Source organism: Nocardioides pakistanensis (genome assembly GCF_054781215.1).
Window position 1 is genome coordinate 1 of record NZ_BAAGUV010000047.1, and the last position, 20,345, is coordinate 20,345.

Sequence of the window (20,345 nt, forward strand, 5' to 3'; positions counted from 1 at the left end):
CTGCTCAGAAGGGCTCTCTCGTTCTACGCCACGCTCATCTCGGCCACACGCCCCGGTGGATCAGGGGTCAGACCGCGCCGAGGGGGCATGCCATGGGGACGACGATCACGCTGTTCGGCGTCCTGGTGTTGATCGGGTTCCTCGGCGTCATGGTCTTCGTGCTCGCGAACGGGTCGCAGAGCCGTGCCCTGAGTCGACGCGAGCGCGAGGAGCTGATCGGGCTGCGCGCACTCGTCGACGACCTCAAGGACACTGCGTGGGACCACCGCGAGCTCGACTCGGCGCTCTCGGTGATCATGATCGACAAGATCCGCGAGCACGAGCGCCGCAACCGCGAGCTCGGCTCCTGACCAACAAGGAAGACCCCCGGTGAAGAAGGTGAACAAGGCCCTGGCCGGCGTGGGTGCGGTCGCGGCCGTCGGCCTGCTCGTGCTGCTCGTCGCCCGCCCGTCCTCGATCTCGACCGGGCCCGACCAGGTCGCCCTGCACTACTAGGGTGGAGCGTTCTCCTCGAAGAAGTTCAGCGACTGCATCGCCCCGTCCAACCGCGAGTTCGACGGCCCCGGCGACCTGCACTTCGCCTACCCCGCCTCGCAGACCAACTTCGTCTTCGACGCCGACGGCGGCGACTCCGCGCCGATCACGTTCGTGACCAAGGACGGCATCGAGATGACCGTCGAGGGCGTCACCAACTTCCTGCTCAACACCTCCTGCGAGCCGATCGAGATCGGCGGCAACAGGTACGCCGGCGGCGCGCTCCAGCGGTTCCACGAGCTGATCGGCAATCGCTACAACGCCTACATGACGCCCGACGGCGGCCGCTCCAACGGCTGGCGGCAGATGCTCAACGTCTACATCTTCCGGCCCCTCGACACCGCCACCGACCGCGCCGGGCAGAAGTACACCTACGCCGAGCTCTACACCGATCCGAACAAGAAGGCGCAGTGGGAGCGCGACGTGCTGACCCAGCTGCCTGACCTGGTCAACCGGCAGACCGACGGGGACACCGAGTTCTTCCAGAACTTCGCAATCACCTTCCAGAAGCCCGAGCCGCCGCAGTCGATCAAGGACGAGCTGGTCAAGCAGCAGGCCGCGGTCGCCAAGGCCCGGGCCGCCGAGGCGGAGGCCGCTGCGCGGGAGGCTGCCGCGCAGGCGCAGATCGCCGTCGAGCGGGCCGAGGCGGCCAAGATCGCCGAACGTGTCCGGGTGCTCGGTCGTGACGGCTACCTCCAGCAGTACGCCATCGACCACGGCATCAACCCGTACCAGCCCTCCGGTGGCAGCCTGATCGTGGACCAGCAGAAGCGCTGAGCCTCCGGCCCGGTCGCGGTCGGCGCTGCGACTCAGCCGTCGTAGCCGACCTCGGCCCGCCACTGCGCGTCCGGGGTCGTCGCCAGCGCGTGCACCGCGTCGGCAACGCGGGCGGGGGAGAAGGGGGTGTCCGCGGCCAGCACCCCGTGCACCGTCAGCGTCGCCGCCCGGATCCCGTCGGGGGAGAGGGCCCGGTCCAGGCTGAGCACCAGGTTGCGCAGCGCCGCCTTCTGGACGCCGAGTGAGCACGCTCCCGGCGACGGGTGGTCGGCGGCCATGCTGCCGGTGGCGAGCACCCGGGAACCGGCGCGCATGAAGGGTCGCGCCGCCTGTACGACGGTCAGCAGACCGGCCGCGCCGACGCGGACGTCCTCGAGCAGCTGGTCGGGCGACAGCTGCAAGGGGTCGGCCTCGCGGAACACGCTCGGGTTGAAGTGCACGACATCGATCCGCCCCAGGTGGCCACCGAACCGGGTGACCGCGGCGGCCAGAGCATCCGAGTCCGCGATGTCCACGGCGGTCCAGCCGGCAGTCACGCCGGCCTCCTGCAGCTCGGTGCCCAGCTCCTCGAGGTGCGTCGCGGAACGCGCGATCAGGGCGACGTCGTACCCGTCGGTGCCGAACCGGCGGGCCACCGCCGCACCCACGCCAGGACCGACTCCGACGACCACGACCACCTTGGGCTCCATGCGGCTGATCCTAGAGGGAGGTTTTCGGTACGTTCGCCTGCGCAACTTCTCAAATCAGACATAATGGTCGGGATAACCGAACATGTCCGCTCTGGGAGGGGTGGACCCTTCAGTGTCTGGGAGGCCACTGATGAACCCAGCGTCGCGCAACGTACTCGCGGCTGTCGTGACGGCCGCCGTTGCCCTCGGGGTGACCGCGCCTGTCGCCGCCGCAGCGCCCAAGGACCGGTCGGGTCCCGTGGTCCAGGCCGGCAAGCCGGACAAGGTGGCCGAGAAGGCGGAGAAGGCGGAGAAGGCGGCTGAGAAGGTCGCCGAAAAGGCGGACAAGCTCGCGGAGCAGGCCGAGAAGCTGGCCGAGAAGGCAGCCAAGGCCACCGAGAAGCCGGCGAAGGCGAAGACCTCCGGCAAGACCTCGGTCGCCGCCAAGGACGCCCCGAAGGTCAAGGGCAAGGACAAGGCGACCAGCAAGAAGGCCGCCAAGCTCAAGGGCAAGGCGGACCGCCGGCTGGCCCAGCTGCAGCGCCGCCTCACCAAGGACGCGGTGAAGAAGGAGCGCTTCCTCAAGCGCCTCGTCGCCTCCAAGAAGGTGACCCGGCTGCCAGCGGCCCAGCAGGCCTCGGTCATCTCGAGCAACATCAGCGCCGACCTGTCGGAGCTCGCCGACCTCAAGGCTGCGATCGCGGCCGGAGACGACCTGCGCGCGGTCGCTGCGGACCTTCGTTCGCTCCGGCCCGAGGTCTACAACGTGATCCTCAACCAGCTGCGGCTCGCCGAGAAGCTGCGCGCCGAGCTCGGCGCGGTGGACGAGCCGGTCGCCGACCAGCCCGTCGCCGAGGAGCCCGTCGCGACCGTGACGGCCGAGGACGGCTCCACCGACGGGTCGCAGGAGACCGACGAGGACCCCGCGGACGATGACGTCGCCGACGAGCCGGCCGAGGACGCGGACGACACCGAGGACGCCGAGACGCCGGTCGTCGACGAGGGCTCGCTCGACGAGGTCGTCGCGAAGCTGCTCACCTTCAACGCCCGTACCCCGCGAGCCGAGCTGCGCGCCACCCAGCGTTCGCTCTCGCAGATCAAGGAGTCGCTGGAGGCCGACGACGCCGACGAGGCCGAGGACGCCGACGAGGCCGACGAGGCCGACGAGGCCGACGAGGCTGACGACGCGGTCGACGACGACACGCCGCTCGCCGGCACTCCGGTCATCAGCTCCTGACCGACCCCGGTCGGCCGGACTGCCGGCGAGGCCGAGGCGCACGACACCGAGCGAGGGCCGCTCTCCCCAGGGAGGACGGCCCTCGCCGTACCTGGCACCGGGTACGCCGGCACCTGGTACCCCGTACCCCGCCACCCCGCCACCCCGTGCCCCGTTCCGCCGTGCCCGTGCCCGTGCCCCGTTCCGCCGTGCCCGTGCCCCGTGCCCCGGTCTCCGGTCTCCGTGTCCGGTGCTGCGTGCCCGCCGTACAACAGCCGCCCCCGGCGCCGGCAGCTGGGCACTGACCTCACCGTAAAACGAGACTGATATACCCGTTCGGAGCCTGATAAGTTTCGACCGTGGTGAAGCCCACCCGCGGTGACATGATCGCCGGGATCAGCGTCGCTCTGGTCCTGGTCCCTCAGGCGTTGGCCTATGCCGAGATCGCCGGAGTCGACCCCGTTCACGGGTTGTACGCCGCTGTCGCGGCCCCGATCGCCGGAGCGCTGGTCGGCTCCTCGCCGTACCTCCAGACCGGTCCGGTGGCCGTCACCAGCCTGCTCACCTACGGCGCGCTGACCTCGCTGGGGGACCCGTTCACCGCTCGGTTCGCCCTGCTCGCCGGGCTCCTGGCGATCCTCGTCGGGCTGATCCGGCTGGGCATCGGACTGGTCGGCGCCGGGCCGATCGCCTACCTGATGTCCCAGCCGGTGGTGGTGAGCTTCACGTCCGCGGCCGCGATCCTGATCGCCTCCTCACAGATCCCCGGTCTGCTCGGGGTCGAGGGCGAGGGCGGCAACCCCTTCCTAAGCGCGGTGGGCGCCCTCGCCGACCCCGGCCAGTGGCGCCTGGCCGACGTCCTCCTCGGCGGGGGCGCGATCGCGGTGATGCTGCTCGGCCGTCGGGTCTCCCCGCTGTTCCCCGCAGCCCTCCTCGCCGTCGGCGCCGCGATCGCGTGGAGCTGGGTGACCGACTACGACGGCCGGACCGTCGGCGAGATCGAGATCGAGCTGGCGTTCTCCACGGACCTTCCGTGGGCCGACGTCCCGCACCTCCTGGTGCCGGCGGTGGTGATCGCGGTCGTCGGCTTCGCCGAGCCCGCCGCGATCGCCCGCAAGTACGCCGCGGAGGACCGGACCTTCTGGAACTCCAACCGCGAGTTCATCGGGCAGGGACTGGCCAACCTCGCCTCCGGCGCGGCCGGCGGCTACCCGGTCGGCGGGTCGTTCTCCCGCACCGCCCTGAACCGGCTCGGCGGCGCCCGCACCCGCTGGAGCGGGGCGATCACGGGACTGTCGGTGGCGGCGATCCTGCCCTTCGCCTCGGTCCTCGCGCCCCTGCCGACCTCCGTGCTGTCCGGCCTGGTGATCGCCGCGGTCACCTCGTTGGTGGACCTCAAGGCGCCGCGCCTGTACTGGCGGTGGTCACGGCCGCAGTTCGCCGTCGGGATCGTCACCGCGGTGGGCACCCTCGTCCTTGCGCCGCGGGTCGAGCGGGGCGTGCTGCTCGGGGTCGGCACCGCTCTCGCCGTACACCTGTGGCGCGAGCTCAAGGTCGGTGTTCCGTCCCGGCTGGACGGGGACACGCTGCACGTCTGGCCGACCGGGGTGCTCTACTTCGGTTCGGCGCCCAGCGTCGAGCGCGAGGTCAACCAGCTGCTGGCCGAGCACGAGGAGCTGGGCCGTCTCGTCGTACACCTCGACCGGCTCGGCCGGGTCGACCTGACCGGTGCCCTCATGCTCCGCGACCTGCTGCAGGAGGTCCGCTCCGGCGGGGTCGAGGTGCACGTGGTCGACGCCAAGGAGCACATCGGACGGATCCTCGCGCGGGTGCTCGGGGACGACTCGGTCGTCGAGTAGCGTCCAGCCGTTCTCACCGTTTCGCTGTCCCGGCTCGGTGACCTCTGTGACACTTGTGTCCGTATGCGACGCAGGGGGTGAGCAGATGACGGCCGAGGATCTCGAGTGGGCAGCCGGTGAGCAGACCGGCATGCGTCCCGTGCTCGGCGTGCCGTCGGGCCCCGAGCTGCAAGGCATCGTGGAGCTCGCCGCCCTCGTGTGCCGGGTCCCGCACGTGACGCTGCACCTGGACACCCCCGAGGGAGAGCTGCGGGCCGCGGCGACCGGACTGGACCTGGCCGAGTCCGGCGACGTCCGGTTCGAGGCCGGCGTCGGGCTCGCCGGCCTCGACGGCGAGACGGTCGGCCGGCTCAGTGTGTACGACGACCGGCCCCGCGAGCTCACCAGCGTCGAACGCGATGCTCTGACGACCCTTGCCGCGCGCGCCGTCGACGTCCTCGAGCTGGACCGGCGCACCCGGGAGCTGGACCGGGCGCGCACGGAGATCGAGCTGCTCCGCGAAGAGCTCGTCGACGCTCAGGACCACCTGACCCTGTTCGCCGGCCAGGTCAGCCATGATCTGCGCACACCGTTGACCGCGATCCTCGCCAACGTCGAGATGCTCGCCTCCGAGCCCGACCTCGCCGGCGACACCGACATCGAGTGGATGGTCGACGGCATCGGCCGTGCCGCGCGCCGGATGAACGCGATGATCGAGGCGATGCTGTCCTACGCCAGGGAGGGCGGCACCCCTCAGCTCGCCGTCACCGATCTCGGTCGGGTCTGGGACCGGGTGGTCGACGACCTGGCCCCGGCGATCACGGCCGCGCGGGGGGAGATCCGGATCGGCGAGCTGCCGGTCCTTCCCGCGGACCCGAGGCAGATGTACGCCGTCGCGCACAACCTGCTCGCGAACGCGCTGAAGTTTGCCCGGCCCGACGAGCCGCCGCGGGTGGAGGTGGTCGCCCAACGGCACGGTGAGCGATGGCGCGTCAGCGTCCGCGACAACGGGATCGGCGTGGCCGAGGAGCGTCACGCGGCGATGTTCGTGTTGTTCGCCCGGGCCGACAAGCGGGTCGAAGGTGCTGGACTCGGCCTCGCCACCGCCAAGCGTGTCGTGGAGGCGCACGGCGGGCGCGTCGGCATGGACAGCGCCGAGGACGGCGGCACCGTCGTCTGGTTCGAGCTCCCGGCCTGAACGCCGCGGTGATCCGGGTCTCCGCATCGGGGAGAGAGCTCCTCGACCTGCTGCCCGGCCCGGGCGCGGGTCGGACCGTCGTCGGTGTGACCGGCGCGCCCGGAGCGGGGAAGTCCACGCTCGCGCGGTTCCTCGTCGACCTGCTCGGCGACCGCGGTGCGTACGTCCCGATGGACGGCTTCCACCTCGCCGACGTGGAGCTCGTCCGTCAGGGTCTGCTGGACCGCAAGGGGGCGCCCGAGACCTTCGACGCGCTCGGCTACGCCGCCCTCCTGGCCCGGCTGGTCGAACGCCCCGACCACGTGGTCTACGCGCCGGGGTTCGACCGTGACCTCGAGCAGCCCCTCGCCGGCGCGATCGCGGTGCCGCCGACTGCGGAGGTCGTGGTGACCGAGGGCAACTACCTGCTCTTCGACCGGCCCGAGTGGCGCGAGGTGCGCACGCGGATCGACGAGGTGTGGCACGTCCGGGTGGACGAGCCGGTGCGGCTGGCGCGGCTGGAGGCCAGGCACCGGGCGTTCGGCAAGGATGCCGAGCAGGCGCGGGCGTGGGTCGCCCGGGTGGACGAGCCGAACGCGCGTCTGGTCGAGGCGTCGGCCGGCCGGGCCGACCGGGTGCTCGACCTCACCGAGTGGCGCGGGACGAACACCCCGGGGCGGGGTCAGTAGCCTGCGGGCTTGCGCGGCACGTAGAGCCAGCGCCGGAACAGACCGTCGAGCTGCTTGCCGGAGACCCGCTCGGACAGCGCGATGAACTGTCGGGTCGTCACGCTTCCGTAGGCATTGCGTGAGGCCCAGCGCCGTGCGATGGCGAAGAAAGCGCGGTCGCCGACCCGCTCCCGCAGGGCTTGCAGCGTCATCGCCCCGCGGTCGTACACCGGGTCGGAGAACAGCTGCGTCACCGAGCCGGGGTCGCCCGGAGGGATCTTCCAGAAGCGCGCCTTGGGTCCGTAGATGTCGTAGAGGAACCGGAACTGGCTGTGCGGTGTCCGTGGCTTGTCGTAGCGCCAGGCGTCGTAGAGCCACTCGGCGTAGGTGGCGAAGCCCTCGTTGAGCCAGATGTCACCCCAGTCCCGCGGGGTCACCGAGTTGCCGAACCACTGGTGCGCGATCTCGTGCGCCATCAGGTAGCCCGGTGCGCTGTCCGGCAGCACCGGCCGGCCCTGGGTCTCCAGGGCGTACCCGATGTTGAGCCGGTCGACGATCATCCCCGAGCTGGCGAACGGGTACCTGCCGAAGGTGCGCTGCATGAGGTCGACGATCTGGCCGAGCTCGCGTCGGGCGCGCGGCTGCTGCTGGAGACCGGCGTCGATGAAGGTGAGCAGCGGGATGCCGCTCGGCGTCCGCTCGCGGTACATCCGGTAGCGCCCGATGGACACGGTGGTGAGGTACGGCGCCATCGGCCGGTCCTCGCGCCAGTGCCACACGGTGCGGTGCCTGCCGACCTCGCGGCGGGCGAGCCGGCCGTTCGACACCGCCTTGAGCCGGTTGGGCACGTCGACGGAGATCGCGTAGGTGGCCTTGTCGCGGATCGTGTTGTTCACCGGGTACCACGTCTCCGAGCCGAACGGCTCCGAGAGCGCCGTCGCTCCGTCCTTCGTCCCGATCCAGCCGGTCGGACCGAGCTGGCGGTGCCGGTACGGCGTCGGCTTCCCCTGGTAGCGGATCACGGTGGTGAACCGCTTGCCCCTGCCGATCGGCGCCGCAGGCGTGACGGCCAGCTCGAACCCGTCGCGCGACCACGTCGCCCTGGTGCCGTCGACGCGGACCGAGCGCACGCTCAGGCCCTCGAGCTCGAGGTTGAACGCCGACAGCTCCTGGGTGGCCCGAGCGCGTACGGCGGTCCGCGCCCCGATGCTGCGGGAGGCGGCACGCCAGCGCAGGTCGATGTCGTAGTGCTCGACGTCGTAGCCGCCGTTGCCGCGATCGGGGATCACGGAGTCGCGCGAGGTGGTCGCCCCGGCGGTCGCGCCGCTCGCCTCACGGGCCTGGACCGGCATCGGGGACAGGGCAAGGCCGGTCACCGTGAGCAGGCTGAGGACCAGGGACCCGAGAGAAGTACGCATCCGGGCCAGGGTAGCCGCCCTGCGGCCCCGGCGCTGACGTCTCGGCACACGTGAGCAACCCCACGACCTGCCGCCCGGCGCCAGGTGGAGTCGCGGCACCCCAGCCGCCAAGATAGGGCGCGTGCCGGAGACCAGAGAGATCTACAAGACCCTCGACCTGTGCCTGCGCATCGGCGAGGTGCTGCTGGCTTCGGGTGCCGGTGCCGCCGACGTCACGGCCACGATGCTCTCGGTCGCGCATGGGCTCGGGCTGCGCAACGCCGACGTCGACGTCACGTTCACCGCGTTGTCGATGAGCTACCAGACCAGCTTCGACGAGCCGGCGCTGATGCAGGTGCGCAACGTGCGGCACCGCGACATCGACTACCACGACCTGACCGAGGTCAACTTCATCATCAACGACGTGCTGACCGGTGAGATCGACCGGGACGAGGCGCGCCAACGGCTGGCCCAGATCGTCTCCTCCGGGCACATGCTTCCCCGGTGGGCGGTGACGATCGGGTGGGGGCTGACCGGCGCCGGGGTGGCGCTGCTGCTCGGTGGCGACCTGATCGTCGTGGGCATCGCGTTCCTTGCCGCGGTGGGCATCGACCAGCTGAAGAAGCAGATGTCGAAGCGTCGGCTGCCGACCTTCTACCAGCAGGTCGCCGGCGGCCTGCTCGCGACGCTGCTCGCAGTGGGGACCGCGGCGACCGAGCTCGAGGTCGACCCGTCGATGGTGGTCACCGCGAGCATCATCATGCTGCTCGCGGGGATCGGCTTCATGGGTGCGATCCAGGACGCGCTGACCGGCTTCTACATCACCGCCGGCGCGCGTGTGATCGAGGCGCTCCTGGCCACCGCGGGCATCATCGCCGGGGTGAGCGGGGGACTGACCGTCGGCGCGATGCTCGACGTCGACCTCACCTCGCTGCAACCCGGCGCCGCCGGCTGGCAGGCGCTGCCGGTGGTGACCTTCGGGGCCGGGCTGTGTGCTGCTGCGTTCGCGTTCGCCTCCTACGCGCCGTTCCGCTCGCTGCTGCCGATCGCGGTGATCGCCGCCGGGGGAGAGGCGGTCTGGTACCTGCTCTACGTCCAGGACGCCGGCCCGGCCTGGTCGGCGGCGTCCGCGGCGATCCTGATCGGCGTGGTCAGCTACTCCGTCGCCGGCCGGGTGCGGGTCCCGCCGCTCGTCGTGGTGGTCCCGGCGATCGTGCCGCTGCTGCCCGGTCTGTCGATCTACCGGGCGCTGTCGCTGATGTCGGTGGGAGACAGCTACGGGATCGTCGCGCTGGTCACGGCAGCGGGCATCGCGATCGCACTCGCCTCGGGGGTCATCCTCGGCGAGTACATCGCCCAGCCGCTCAAGCGCGAGGCACGTCGCCTCGAGGACCGGCTCGCCGGCCCCCGGCTGGTCGGGCCGCTGCGCGCCCGCGCGGTGAAGCGCCAGGGCAGCTGAGGCCGCGTCACGGCAGCACGGCCAGAGCGTGCTGCTCGCCGGTGCTGGTGTCGATCAGCGCGGCCCGGTCCGCCGTGGCCACGACCGGCAGCACCTCGAAGACCGACGCGGCGATGACCGGCAGCCGCTCCAGCGTGGTCCGCGGGCCCAGCGTGCAGTGGGGGACCCAGACGCCCGGGCGGTAGTGCTGGTGCAGGTCCGCACCGGTCGACTCGACCGCCTCGACCACTCGTTCCTGGCGGCGTGCGATGTCGGAGGTGACCGCCGGGACCAGCCAGGTCCGGCTGCGCCGGAACATCCCGATCGCGTCGAAGTGCAGCGTGATCGGCCCGCTGTCGGGGAGCCGCTCGAGCGCCTCGCGCACCGCCGGCAGGTCGAAGCCGCGCAGCACCGCGTAGGACAGGTGCGGCACGTGCAGGCCGTGCGTGTGGCTGAGCAACGTGGGGACGCCGACGTCCTCCAGTCGCAGCCAGAGGCGGCGGATCGTCAGGTCGCTCCGGGAATCGAAGAGCAGGCACACCGCCAGCGCCACGACCTCACCCCAGCACGTCGAAGGACCGGGCCGCCGACGGTGCGGTCTCGTGGACCTCCACCCGGTCCACCCGGGCCCGCGGCGGCCCCTGCCGGCACCAGGCGACCAGTCGTTCCACCGCAGCCCCCGCCCCCTCGAAGCGGGCGGCCACCGAACCGTCCGGCTGGTTGCGGACCCAGCCGGCCACGCCCTCACGCTCGGCCTCCCGCCGGCACGAGTCCCGGAAGAAGACCCCTTGCACGTGGCCGTGGACGACCACCTCTCGGGCCACCGTCTCGGGGTTCGCGGGGTGCTCCATCTCGTCAGGGTAACCGCGGCGGGCGGCGCGAACGGGTCAGCCCTGCTTCTTCTCCGTGGGCTGCTCGTCGGGGTAGCTGTCGGCCTTGACCGCGCCGCGCTGCCCGATCGGCTCCGCCGGCCCGGTGGTGGTGTCCTTCACGGTCTGCTGCTCGGACTCGGCGTTGATCTCCGCGCCGAGGAGCACGATGTAGGCGGTGATCCACAGCCACAGCATGAGGACCGCGACACCGGCCAGAGCGCCGTACGTCTTGCTGTAGCTGCCGAAGTTGTCGACGTACACCGAGAAGCCGACCGAGGCGACCAGCCAGATCACCGTCGCGACCGTCGCGCCGACCGAGACCCACCGGAGCTTGGGCGCGTCACGGTCGGGGGCGTAGCGGTAGAGCACCGCCAGCGCCACCGTCACCGCGAGGACCAGGCCGACCCAGCGCACGCCCTGCAGCAGCCAGTGCAGCGGCCCGTCGGGGATGAAGGCGTCCAGCACGGCGGGTGCCACGGCGATCAGGCCGATCGCGATCGTGGCGAACAGGATCGCGCCGAGGGTCAGTCCCAGGGCCAGCAGCTTGCGCTTGACGAAGCCGCGGGTCTCCTCCTCGTCGTAGGCGACGTTGACCGCGGTGATGATGTTGCCCACGCCGCCGGAGGCGCTCCACAGCGCCAGCGCCAGCGCGATGATCAGGCCGAGGCCGAGCGACTGCTCGGGCTGCTCGGCGATCGCCTTCATCTGGTCGGTGATGATGCTCGCGGCATCCTTGGGCAGCGCCTCGGTGACCGCCTCGGTCTGCCGGGTGACCGTCTGCGGGTCGGCCCAGAGACCGTAGAGCGTGACGGCGGCGATCATCGCCGGGAACAGCGAGAGGAAGGTGTAGAAGGCCACCCCCGCCGCCAGCAGCGGGACCTGGTCCAGCTTGGCCTCGGCCCAGGCCCGCTTGGTGACCTGGAACCAGCCCTTGGCCGGGATCTGCTTGGGCTCCTCGGCGGTGGCGCCGGGGTACTCGTGCTCGAGCGTGCTCGCGTGCTTCGCCATGCTCGACCGGTACCCCGGTCGCCGCCGACCTAACTGGGGTGTGACAGGGGCGTCCCCCGGCTCACTTCGGGGAGCTCAGTGGCTTGGGGCCGATCCGCTTCGACAGCTTGGCCACGGTGTTCTGGTAGCCGGCACCGACCAGGCGCACGTAGGCGTCGAGGAACTTCGCGTCCTTGCCGACGACCACGCGCGGGCGGTTCCTCAGCACGCCGTCGACGATCGTCGCCGCTGCGTCCTCGGCGGTCGTCTTGGCCAGCTTCCGGTCGAACGTGGCGGCCACGGTCTGTGGGTCGTGGCTGGCGGTGGTGCGCGCGTTGCGGGCGATCGCGGTCTTGATCCCACCGGGGTGGACGGTGGTGACCTGCACCGGGTGCCTGGCGATCATCAGCTCCATGCGCAGCGCCTCGCTGAACCCGCGGACGGCGAACTTCGAGGCGTTGTACGCCGTCTGCCCCGGCATCCCCATCAGGCCGAACAGGCTGGAGATGTTCACCAGGTGCCCGTCGCCACTGGCGATCAGGTGCGGCAGGAACTCCTTCGAGCCGTGCACCACGCCCCAGAAGTTGATGCTCATGATCCACTCGAGCTCTTCGTAGGACATCTCCTCGAAGTCCCCGTGGAGCGCGACGCCGGCGTTGTTGAAGACCGCGTTGACCCGGCCGAGGTCCGCGGCCACCGAGGCGGCGTAGTCGGCCATCGCGGCGCGGTCGCTGACGTCGAGCTTCTCCGTGTGGACCTCACGGGCATGCCGTGCGGTGCAGCGCTCCGCCGTCTCCAGCAGCCCGACCTCGTCCTTGTCCGACAGCGCGAGCACCGCCCCGCGGGCGGCCAGGTTGAGCGCGAGCTCCCGGCCGATGCCCGAGCCTGCGCCGGTGATCACGGCGACCTTGCCGTCGAAAGTCCTCATGCGTCCTGTCCTACCTTCTGCGTCGGGGTCGTGCCTGCGGTCACGGGGGCGTGGCGTACGTCGTACTGCTCGACGTCGAACCTACGCGTCAGCTGACGGAACTTGAACGTGGTCCGCGGCCACAAGGTGACGTTGCGGCCGTGGGCGTCGAGGTACCAGCTCGAGCAGCCACCGGCGCTCCAGACGGTCCGCTTCATACGCCGCTGGATGTCGCGGTTCCACCGCTCCTGCGCCCGCGGCTTCGGCTCGGCGGCGGTGATCCCGCGCGCCTCCATCGTGCGCAGGGCGTCGAGCACGTAGGCGATCTGCGACTCGATCATGAACACCATGCTGGAGTGGCCCAGCCCGGTGTTGGGGCCGACGATGAAGAACAGGTTCGGGAAGCCGTGCGTGGTCGCGCCCTTGTAGGCCGACATCCCCTCGCGCTCCCACTGCGCGGCCAACGTCTCGCCGTTGCGGCCGGTGATGTGCTCGGCGATCGGCAGGTCGGTGGTGTGGAAGCCGGTGGCGACGACCAGCGCGTCGATCTCCCGCTCGACGCCGTCCCGGGTGACGATCGCGTTGCCGGTGACCTTGTCGATCCCCTCGGTGACCAGGTCGACGTTGTCCCGGGCGAGCGCGGGGTACCAGTCGTTGGAGATCAGGATCCGCTTGCAGCCGATCTCGAAGGTCGGGGTGACCTTCGCCCGGAGCTCCGGGTCGGAGATCCCCCTGCTGATGTTGGCCAACGAAGCCTTCTTGGCCGGCGCGGCGATCTTCGGGTTGATCGTGAATGCGGGCACGAAGGTCTCGCGTCCCCAGTAGATCGCCGAGCGGTAGAGCCGCTGCACACCGGGCACCTTGTGAAAGGCCAGCCGCTCCAGCGGCGTGTAGGCCCGGTCGCGACGCGGCATCACCCAGGGCGCGGTGCGCTGGTAGACGTCGAGGTGGGCCACCTGCTTGGCGATCTCGGGCACGATCTGGATCGCCGAGGCGCCGGTGCCGATGACGGCGACGCGCTTGCCGGTCAGGTCGTAGTCGTGGTTCCAGCGCGCCGAGTGGAACACCTCGCCCTGGAACGTCTCGATACCGGCGATGTCGGGCATCTTCGGGTCCGACAGCGCGCCGGCGGCCGAGACCAGCACCTCGGCGGTCACCGTGCCGACGCTGGTGCGCACGCGCCACCGGTGCGCTTCGTCGTCCCAGGTGGCCTCCTCGACGGTCGTGTCGAAGCGGAACCGGTCCATCACACTCGACTTCGCGGCGACGCGCTGAAGGTAGGCCTGGATCTCCGGCTGCGGGGAGAAGGAGCGCGACCAGTCGGGGTTGGGGGCGAAGGAGAACGAGTAGAGCTGGGAGGGCACGTCGCAGGCCGCCCCGGGGTAGGTGTTGTCGCGCCAGGTCCCGCCGACGTCCGAGCCACGCTCGACGACGAGGAAGTCGCCGATGCCGCGCTCCTCGAGCTTGATCGCCAGGCCGAGGCCGCCGAAGCCGGCGCCGATCACGAGCACCCTGGTGTGCGCCGGGAGGGCCCGTCGGGCGCTGGCGCGGGCGGTGGTGGTGTCCATGACCGGTGACCATACCGACGGTATTGAACACGGGTCAATAGTGTTGTTGAAAGAAGTTCAGTAGAGTGCGCACATGAGCCACCCCCGCGTCCGGCTCAACCCGGACACCCGCCGCGAGCAGCTGCTGGACCTCGGCATCGAGCTGCTCACGACCAGGTCCCTCGACGAGCTGTCGATCGACCTGCTCGCCGAGGAGGCGGGGATCTCCCGGGGCCTGCTCTACCACTACTTCCGCAACAAGCAGGAGTTCCACCGGGCCGTCGTCCGCCGGGCCACCGACGAGATGCTCGCGGTGACCACGCCCGACCCCGAGCTCGACGCGCTTACCCGGCTCTCGGCCGGGCTCGCCGCCTACGTGGACTACGTGGAGGCCAACTTCGAGCCGTTCACCTCGCTGGTGCGCGGCGCCGCGAGCGGAGACCGGTTCCTCCGCGAGATCTACGAGGACGCCCGCAACGCGTTGACCGGACGGATCTTCGAGAGCGTGGGGGAGCTGGGGCTCAGCGACTCGCCGGCCACCCGGCTGCTGGTCAACGGCTGGGCCGCGATGGTCGAGGAGTCGGTGATCACCTGGGTGCAGGAGCGGCAGATCTCCCGCGAGGAGCTGCTCAGGCTGCTGGCCGCCGCACTGCCGGCCGTGCTCGCTCAGACCGCGCCCTCGTAGGCCTCGGCGACCCAGCCGGCCACCTCGTCGTCGAGCTCCGCGACGTCGTGGACCTCCAGGTGGTGCATCCACCGGCGCCCGGTCACCCGCACCACCTGCTTCCACCGCGTGCTGCCGTCGCGTCGGCCGAGGGCGATCGACACCACCACCTGCGCGGCGGGGACGCGCAGGTACCTCCCGGGCAGCCACACCCAGCAGAAGCCGGTGCGTCGGCGGAAGCCGACCTGGCTCCGGGTCACCCGGACGGTGGCGGGTCCCGCTCCGTCCACGACGCCGGCGAGCACGTCGTACACGTCCTGTCCGAGCGGCACGTCGGCGAAGAACTTCGCCACCGCGTCGCCGCCCGGCTCGACCTCCACCACGTCCCCATCATCCCTGGCGCTGATGCCGCATGCGGCGCGATGCTGTGGGCACACCCGAGACACACCGCAGGCCCACGCCGACCCAGGAGGAGACATGCGCTTCGGATACTTCCTCTCCGCCGAGGAGTACACGCCGCAGGAGCTCGTCGAGCAGGCCCGGCTGGCCGAGGAAGCCGGGTTCGACGCGCTCTGGATCAGCGACCACTACCACCCGTGGAACAACGAGCAGGGCCAGAGCCCGTTCGTGTGGTCGGTGATCGGCGCGATCTCCCAGGTCTGCGACCTCCCGGTCACCACGGCGGTGACCTGCCCGACCGTGCGCACGCATCCGGCGATCATCGCGCAGGCGGCGGCGACCAGCGCGGTGATGCTCGACGGCAAGTTCACCCTCGGCGTGGGTTCGGGTGAGGCGCTCAACGAGCACATCCTCGGGGACGCGTGGCCGACCGCCGACGTACGGTTGGCGATGCTCGAGGAGGCCGTCGACGTGATCCGCAAGCTGTTCACGGGGGAGACCGTGACGCACGGCGGGGAGTTCTACACCGTCGACACCGCACGGATCTACACCCTCCCTGCGCAGCCCCCGCCGATCTACGTCTCCGGGTTCGGTCCGAAGGCCGCCGAGCTGGCCGGCCGGATCGGGGACGGCTACATCAACACCGCTCCCGACGAGGACCTGCTGAAGCTGTTCAAGGAGAAGTCGGGAGGCAAGCCGGCGCAGGCGGGCGTCAAGGTCGCCTACGCCGAGACCGAGGAGGAGGGCGTCGAGCACGCCCACCGGCTGTGGGCCAACGCCGGGCTGCCGGGCGAGCTGGCCCAGGTGCTGCCCAGCCCGCAGCACTTCGAGCAGGCCTCCCAGCTGGTCACCAAGGAGATGACCGCCGACTCGGTGGTGTGCGGCCCGGACCTCGAGCGGCACGTCGACACGTTCGCGCCGTACGTCGACGCCGGGTACGACGAGGTGTACGTCGCCAACATGGGGCCGAACTACCGGCAGATGATCAAGGCCTACGGCGAGAAGGTGCTCCCCGCGCTGCGCAGCGGAGCCGACTGACTCGGCCGGAGTGTCGTCCCCACGATCGCTGTGCGCCGGGCGTCAGTGGAACGAGCAGCGCATCACCCGGGCACGCAGGAACACTCCCTCGGCCCAGCGGTCGGTGCCGAAGTGCCAGCCCGCGACGATCTCGGTCGGCACCAGGTAGCCGTCGTAGCGCCGCTCCTCGCCGAGCACCGCACCGAACCGGTAGTTGCCGAACGGCCGGCCCGGCGGCGTGCCCCACCGGTCCATCTCGACCTGGCGCAGCCGGCCGACCGGGTCGACGTCGACGGTCACCGAGTGCTCGACCCCGTCGACGGACAGGTGGGCGATCGCGTGCCGGTAGTCCACCGGCTCCCACCGGACCCCCGGGTCCAACGCCGCGGCCGGGGCCGCCACGAGGATCTCGGCGACATGGCGACCGCGTGCGCTGCGGGTGACCTCGTCGCCGGACTGGGACATCACCCGGATCCGTCGCAGGGCCCGCCAGCACATCTGTCCGGTGCCGTGGGTGTAGCGGTCGAACCCGGTGATCGGCACGGGACCGAGCCGGGCGGTGGCGGCCCAGACGAAGCCGTCCTCGAGCCGGGCCCGCTGACGGGAGACGAACACCCGCCAGTCGCGGCCGAGCCGGACGTGGCCGTGCGCCTCCACGTGGACGCCGGTGAGCAGCGACGTGCCGGGGCTGATCGCATGGACCAGCCAGCGGCGCACCGGATCGGGCAGCTCCTCGGTGAGCGCCGCGTCGAACACCCGGAAGCCGTCGGTCGACTCGGCGAGCTCGTGCCATTCGCCGGCCGGGACGCCCACCGGGACCGGCCGCAGCCGGCGCCGCCGGGGCCGCACGAGGTGCGCGAGCCACGCCCCGGTGACCAGCGCGACCACGCTCGCCATGGCCAGCCCGCCCACCCCCGCGACCAGTACGACGGTCACCGCCGACTGACCTTCCCGCCAGAGCGGGGTGGTGATCGCCGCGAGGACACCGAGGCCGAGCAGCCACGCGGCGGCGTTGACGGGCATCCAGGTGCGTGAACGGGCGACGTGGTGGCGCAGCACGGTCCACTGCGCGAGGCCGATCGAGGCCAGCAGGCCGGCGGCGAGGAGCACGCCGATCGGCACGGTGACCCACGGCGACCACCCCTTCCACAGCGGGTGGAACGAGCTCGGCAGCATCCCGATGAACCAGGCCGCGGCGGCACCGAGCGACGTGGCGCCGACCCAGGCGGGCCGGTGGAAGCCGAAGAACTCCCTGCCGAGCACCTGCGCCTGGGCGGCGCCCAGGATCAGGCCCTCGACGGCGCCGGCGAGGACCATCACGCTCATCGTGAACATCGGGTACAGCTCGAAGGCGAACACCGCGACGACGGCCACGAGGAGGAACCCCACGGTCTCGCCGACCAGGGTGGCGACCGCCCAGTTGCGGCGGAGCACCCGCGGGCCCTGGCTGAACGCTCGCACCAGGTCGAGCTCGGGCTGGCTGCTGCGGACTCGGGACAGGGACACGGTCGCTCAGCTCGCGAGCGCCGGGGTCCGTCCGGCTCCCACCGTGACCACCGGGCACGTCAGCCGCTCCGACAGGTACGCCGCGAGCCCGTGCCGCCGGCCGTTCTGGGGCACGCCGAGGACCACCATGCGGGCGTTCGCGCCGGCCTGCGCGAGCGCCTCCTCGACGGAGGCGTCGGGGGTCTGCACCATCACGGGCACGTTGGTCGGGGAGTCTCCGAGGACTTCCACGACCCACGACTGGGTGCGGTACCTCGCGTCACGGCGGGCCCGGTCCAGGTCCCGCTCGAGGGCGAGGTCGGCACGACCCTGGACGTCGAAGGCGTGCACGACCACGACCGCGCAGTCGGCGTGACGGGAGGCCTCCTCGACGGCCCACCGCAGGGCTGCGGTGGCCGAGGGCGTGGTGTCCCCCCCGACGACGATGCGTCTCCTGGTCGTCATGTCCCTGTCTCCTCGCCGCCGACCGCACTCGCCGTTCCCGATGCCCGGCGCTCAACGTGAGTGGCTTCGCTACTCGCAAGCGTGGCAGTGGCCGGCGCTGCGGAGCAGGGCGTAACGGACGAACCCCGCAGGACCTTCGACCCGTGCCCAGGGCCCGCGCGGCCCGCATCATGGAGTCGGTGGGGCGGGAGCACGAGTGCCTCCGCAGCGATGAGGAAGGGTCCCCATGAACGAGCCCGTGGAGCTCACCGTCGAGGAATGCCTCGAGCTGCTGCACAGCGGCGTGCTCGGTCGCGTAGCACTGTCCACCCCGATGGGGCCGCGGATCGTCCCGGTCAACTACGCGATGTACGACGACGCGATCGTGTTTCGAACCACGCCCTACAGCGAGCTGGGCACCTACGGCTGGAACACCGACCTCGCCTTCGAGATCGACCACATCGACTACGACAAGCACCAGGGCTGGAGCGTCGTGGCGATCGGCCGGGCCGGTCTGATCGAGGACCCCGACGAGCTCAACGACCTGCGCGCGCACGTCGACCCGACGCCGTGGGCCGGTGGACGGCGGCACCTCTACATCCGCCTGGTCTGGCGGGACCTGACCGGCCGGAGGATCGGCTCGGACTGGAGCCGCAGCACCATGATGCCTGTGCAGCAGACGCTCTGACTCTAGGCTGGTCGGCATGACCGACCACGGCCAGATCAACGACACGCTCGAACGCGACGTCCTGGAGCTCCCCGCGAACGCGCGAGCCCTGCTCCACGCGGTCGTCGCGATCTCCTCCGACCTCGACCTGCACAGTGTGCTCAAGCGGATCGTGACGTCGGCGTGCGAGATCACCGAGGCCAGGTACGGCGCGCTGGGGGTGATCGGTCACGGCGGCGGGCTGGTGGACTTCATCACGCACGGCGTCGACGAGGAGGAGCACCACAAGATCGGGCACCTGCCGCGCGGGCACGGCATCCTCGGTCTGCTGATCGAGCACCCCGAGCCGATCCGCCTCAAGCACCTCAAGGACCACCCGCAGTCCTACGGGTTCCCGCCGAACCACCCGCCGATGGACTCCTTCCTCGGCGTGCCGGTGCGGATCCGCGGCACCGTGTTCGGCAACCTCTACCTCACCGAGAAGGAGGGCGGCGGGGAGTTCACCGACCAGGACGAGCAGCTGGTGATGGCGCTGGCGTCGGCGGCCGGCTTCGTGATCGAGAACGCCCGTGACTACGCCCAGAGCGAGCGCCGGCGGCAGTGGCTCGAGGCGACCGCGCAGATCAACGACGCCCTGCAGCCGCCGGTGCGGCTCGACGACGCCCTGCGGCAGATCGCGATCGGCGCGCGGCGGGTCTCCGGGGCGTCCGCGGTGGCCGTCGTACGACGGGCGGGGGACGCCGGCCACGAGATCTCGGCCTGGGACGGCCGTCGCAGCGAGGACCTCGCCCCGCTGGTCCGCTCCCTCGAGGAGCACCTGACCGGGGCCGAGGAGGAGGCCACGGTGATGGTCATCCCGCAGGGGGCCGAGCGCACCCTCGTGCTCGTACCGCTGCGGGCGCACCTGGCCCCGGACGGCGTGCTGCTGGTGGTCCTCGACGGGGGCCGGGGTTCGCTGGAGAGCGACGAGGCCGAGCTGCTCGCCTCGTTCGCCGACCAGGCGTCGCTGGCACTGGACCGGGCGCAGGCGATCTCCGACCGGCAGGAGCTGATGCTGGTCTCCGACCGCGACCGGATCGCCCGCGACCTGCACGACCTGGTCATCCAGCGGCTGTTCGCCACCGGCCTGCAGCTGCAGGGCGCGCGGCGGATCGCGCTCAGCGAGGAGGTCAAGGAGCGGCTCGACAGCGCCGTGGCCGACCTCGACGTCACGATCCGTGACATCCGGTCCACGATCTTCGAGCTGCAGCACGGACATGAGCTCTCCTTGCGCGCCGACGTGCGTGGCCTGGCCAAGGAGTACGTGCCGGTGCTGGGCTTCACCCCGATGGTGCGCACCTCGGGTCCGCTCGACACCGCGGTGCCCAAGCACATCGCCGAGCAGCTCCTCGCGGTGCTGCGCGAGGCGCTGTCCAACGTCGCCAGGCACGCACAGGCCGACGCCGCCGTCGTCGAGGTGGAGGCCCGCGACAACGAGGTGATGCTGCGGGTCGCCGACAACGGCAAGGGTCTGCCCTCGGACCGCCACGAGAGCGGCCTGCGCAACGCGCGCAGGCGGGCCGCGGACAACGGCGGCAAGCTGCGGCTGCTGCCGGAGGAGCCGCACGGCACCGTCCTGGAGTGGACGGTCCCGCTGAGCTGAC

General features: G+C 71.3%; 22 protein-coding genes. 12 read left to right on the plus strand and 10 right to left on the minus strand.

Annotation, left to right across the window (positions count from 1 at the left end; translation table 11 throughout):
• Window positions 1-92: 92 nt before the first annotated feature.
• The 3 genes from ACYVIH_RS16700 (at window position 93) to ACYVIH_RS16710 (ending at window position 1,311) form a co-directional block, all read left to right on the plus strand.
• Window positions 93-350, plus strand: coding sequence for a hypothetical protein (locus tag ACYVIH_RS16700; protein WP_460870622.1), 258 nt, complete (start codon window positions 93-95; stop codon window positions 348-350).
• A gap of 19 nt (window positions 351-369) precedes the next feature.
• Entirely contained in the window at window positions 370-495 is a 126-nt protein-coding gene (locus tag ACYVIH_RS16705; RefSeq protein ID WP_460870623.1) for a hypothetical protein, read from the plus strand.
• A 153-nt stretch (window positions 496-648) separates the two neighbouring features.
• Window positions 649-1,311, plus strand: coding sequence for a hypothetical protein (locus tag ACYVIH_RS16710; protein ID WP_460870624.1), 663 nt, complete (start codon window positions 649-651; stop codon window positions 1,309-1,311).
• A gap of 32 nt (window positions 1,312-1,343) precedes the next feature.
• Here the strand turns inward: ACYVIH_RS16710 and ACYVIH_RS16715 are convergent, their stop codons facing one another.
• A complete protein-coding gene (locus ACYVIH_RS16715) occupies window positions 1,344-2,000 on the minus strand; it encodes an SDR family oxidoreductase (RefSeq protein WP_460870625.1) in 657 nt (218 codons plus the stop codon).
• 130 nt (window positions 2,001-2,130) lie between these two features.
• Between ACYVIH_RS16715 and ACYVIH_RS16720 the strand changes: the two genes are divergently transcribed.
• The 4 genes from ACYVIH_RS16720 (at window position 2,131) to ACYVIH_RS16735 (ending at window position 6,899) form a co-directional block, all read left to right on the plus strand.
• Window positions 2,131-3,216, plus strand: coding sequence for a hypothetical protein (locus tag ACYVIH_RS16720; RefSeq protein ID WP_460870627.1), 1,086 nt, complete (start codon window positions 2,131-2,133; stop codon window positions 3,214-3,216).
• A 338-nt stretch (window positions 3,217-3,554) separates the two neighbouring features.
• Window positions 3,555-5,054: a SulP family inorganic anion transporter gene (locus tag ACYVIH_RS16725; RefSeq protein WP_460870628.1), complete on the plus strand. Its 1,500-nt coding sequence runs from the start codon at window positions 3,555-3,557 to the stop codon at window positions 5,052-5,054.
• 85 nt (window positions 5,055-5,139) lie between these two features.
• On the plus strand, window positions 5,140-6,231 hold the full coding sequence (locus ACYVIH_RS16730; RefSeq protein WP_460870629.1) for a sensor histidine kinase: 1,092 nt from the start codon (window positions 5,140-5,142) through the stop codon (window positions 6,229-6,231).
• A gap of 8 nt (window positions 6,232-6,239) precedes the next feature.
• On the plus strand, window positions 6,240-6,899 hold the full coding sequence (locus ACYVIH_RS16735) for a nucleoside/nucleotide kinase family protein (protein WP_460870630.1): 660 nt from the start codon (window positions 6,240-6,242) through the stop codon (window positions 6,897-6,899).
• Here the strand turns inward: ACYVIH_RS16735 and ACYVIH_RS16740 are convergent.
• Window positions 6,893-8,296 (minus strand): M1 family metallopeptidase, encoded by a 1,404-nt coding sequence (locus tag ACYVIH_RS16740; protein ID WP_460870631.1) that lies wholly within the window; start codon window positions 8,294-8,296, stop codon window positions 6,893-6,895. The two genes, ACYVIH_RS16735 and ACYVIH_RS16740, sit on opposite strands and share 7 nt — an antisense overlap.
• Before the next feature lie 121 nt (window positions 8,297-8,417).
• Here ACYVIH_RS16740 and ACYVIH_RS16745 point away from each other — a divergent pair, with 121 nt between their 5' ends.
• Window positions 8,418-9,734, plus strand: coding sequence for a threonine/serine exporter family protein (locus ACYVIH_RS16745; protein ID WP_460870632.1), 1,317 nt, complete (start codon window positions 8,418-8,420; stop codon window positions 9,732-9,734).
• A 7-nt stretch (window positions 9,735-9,741) separates the two neighbouring features.
• Here the strand turns inward: ACYVIH_RS16745 and ACYVIH_RS16750 are convergent, their stop codons facing one another.
• From ACYVIH_RS16750 to ACYVIH_RS16770, 5 genes are all read right to left on the minus strand, one after another.
• Complete coding sequence (locus tag ACYVIH_RS16750) at window positions 9,742-10,266, minus strand: 2'-5' RNA ligase family protein (protein WP_460870633.1); 525 nt, start codon at window positions 10,264-10,266, stop codon at window positions 9,742-9,744.
• A gap of 4 nt (window positions 10,267-10,270) precedes the next feature.
• Window positions 10,271-10,564: an acylphosphatase gene (locus ACYVIH_RS16755; RefSeq protein ID WP_460870634.1), complete on the minus strand. Its 294-nt coding sequence runs from the start codon at window positions 10,562-10,564 to the stop codon at window positions 10,271-10,273.
• A gap of 36 nt (window positions 10,565-10,600) precedes the next feature.
• Window positions 10,601-11,593: a YihY/virulence factor BrkB family protein gene (locus tag ACYVIH_RS16760; protein ID WP_460870635.1), complete on the minus strand. Its 993-nt coding sequence runs from the start codon at window positions 11,591-11,593 to the stop codon at window positions 10,601-10,603.
• 61 nt (window positions 11,594-11,654) lie between these two features.
• The gene (locus ACYVIH_RS16765) at window positions 11,655-12,500 is read right to left on the minus strand and encodes an SDR family NAD(P)-dependent oxidoreductase (RefSeq protein ID WP_460870636.1); all 846 of its coding nucleotides are present in this window, start codon (window positions 12,498-12,500) and stop codon (window positions 11,655-11,657) included.
• On the minus strand, window positions 12,497-14,047 hold the full coding sequence (locus tag ACYVIH_RS16770; protein ID WP_460870637.1) for a flavin-containing monooxygenase: 1,551 nt from the start codon (window positions 14,045-14,047) through the stop codon (window positions 12,497-12,499). The genes ACYVIH_RS16765 and ACYVIH_RS16770 overlap by 4 nt, the downstream gene beginning before the upstream one ends.
• A gap of 73 nt (window positions 14,048-14,120) precedes the next feature.
• Between ACYVIH_RS16770 and ACYVIH_RS16775 the strand changes: the two genes are divergently transcribed.
• Window positions 14,121-14,711: a TetR/AcrR family transcriptional regulator gene (locus ACYVIH_RS16775; protein WP_460870638.1), complete on the plus strand. Its 591-nt coding sequence runs from the start codon at window positions 14,121-14,123 to the stop codon at window positions 14,709-14,711.
• Here the strand turns inward: ACYVIH_RS16775 and ACYVIH_RS16780 are convergent.
• Complete coding sequence (locus ACYVIH_RS16780) at window positions 14,693-15,073, minus strand: DUF5655 domain-containing protein (protein WP_460870639.1); 381 nt, start codon at window positions 15,071-15,073, stop codon at window positions 14,693-14,695. The two genes, ACYVIH_RS16775 and ACYVIH_RS16780, sit on opposite strands and share 19 nt — an antisense overlap.
• A 94-nt stretch (window positions 15,074-15,167) precedes the next feature.
• On the opposite strand from ACYVIH_RS16780, the gene ACYVIH_RS16785 reads away from it, so the two are divergent.
• Window positions 15,168-16,127, plus strand: a complete 960-nt coding sequence (locus tag ACYVIH_RS16785) for an LLM class F420-dependent oxidoreductase (protein WP_460870640.1) — start codon at window positions 15,168-15,170, stop codon at window positions 16,125-16,127.
• A 42-nt stretch (window positions 16,128-16,169) separates the two neighbouring features.
• Here ACYVIH_RS16785 and ACYVIH_RS16790 read toward each other — a convergent pair whose 3' ends face one another.
• A complete protein-coding gene (locus tag ACYVIH_RS16790) occupies window positions 16,170-17,612 on the minus strand; it encodes a DUF6544 family protein (protein ID WP_460870641.1) in 1,443 nt (480 codons plus the stop codon).
• Window positions 17,613-17,618: 6 nt separating this feature from the next.
• Window positions 17,619-18,056: a universal stress protein gene (locus ACYVIH_RS16795; protein ID WP_460870642.1), complete on the minus strand. Its 438-nt coding sequence runs from the start codon at window positions 18,054-18,056 to the stop codon at window positions 17,619-17,621.
• Between the two features lie 226 nt (window positions 18,057-18,282).
• Here ACYVIH_RS16795 and ACYVIH_RS16800 point away from each other — a divergent pair, with 226 nt between their 5' ends.
• Complete coding sequence (locus ACYVIH_RS16800; protein WP_460870643.1) at window positions 18,283-18,723, plus strand: pyridoxamine 5'-phosphate oxidase family protein; 441 nt, start codon at window positions 18,283-18,285, stop codon at window positions 18,721-18,723.
• Between the two features lie 16 nt (window positions 18,724-18,739).
• Complete coding sequence (locus ACYVIH_RS16805) at window positions 18,740-20,344, plus strand: sensor histidine kinase (protein ID WP_460870644.1); 1,605 nt, start codon at window positions 18,740-18,742, stop codon at window positions 20,342-20,344.
• Window position 20,345: the final 1 nt, after the last annotated feature.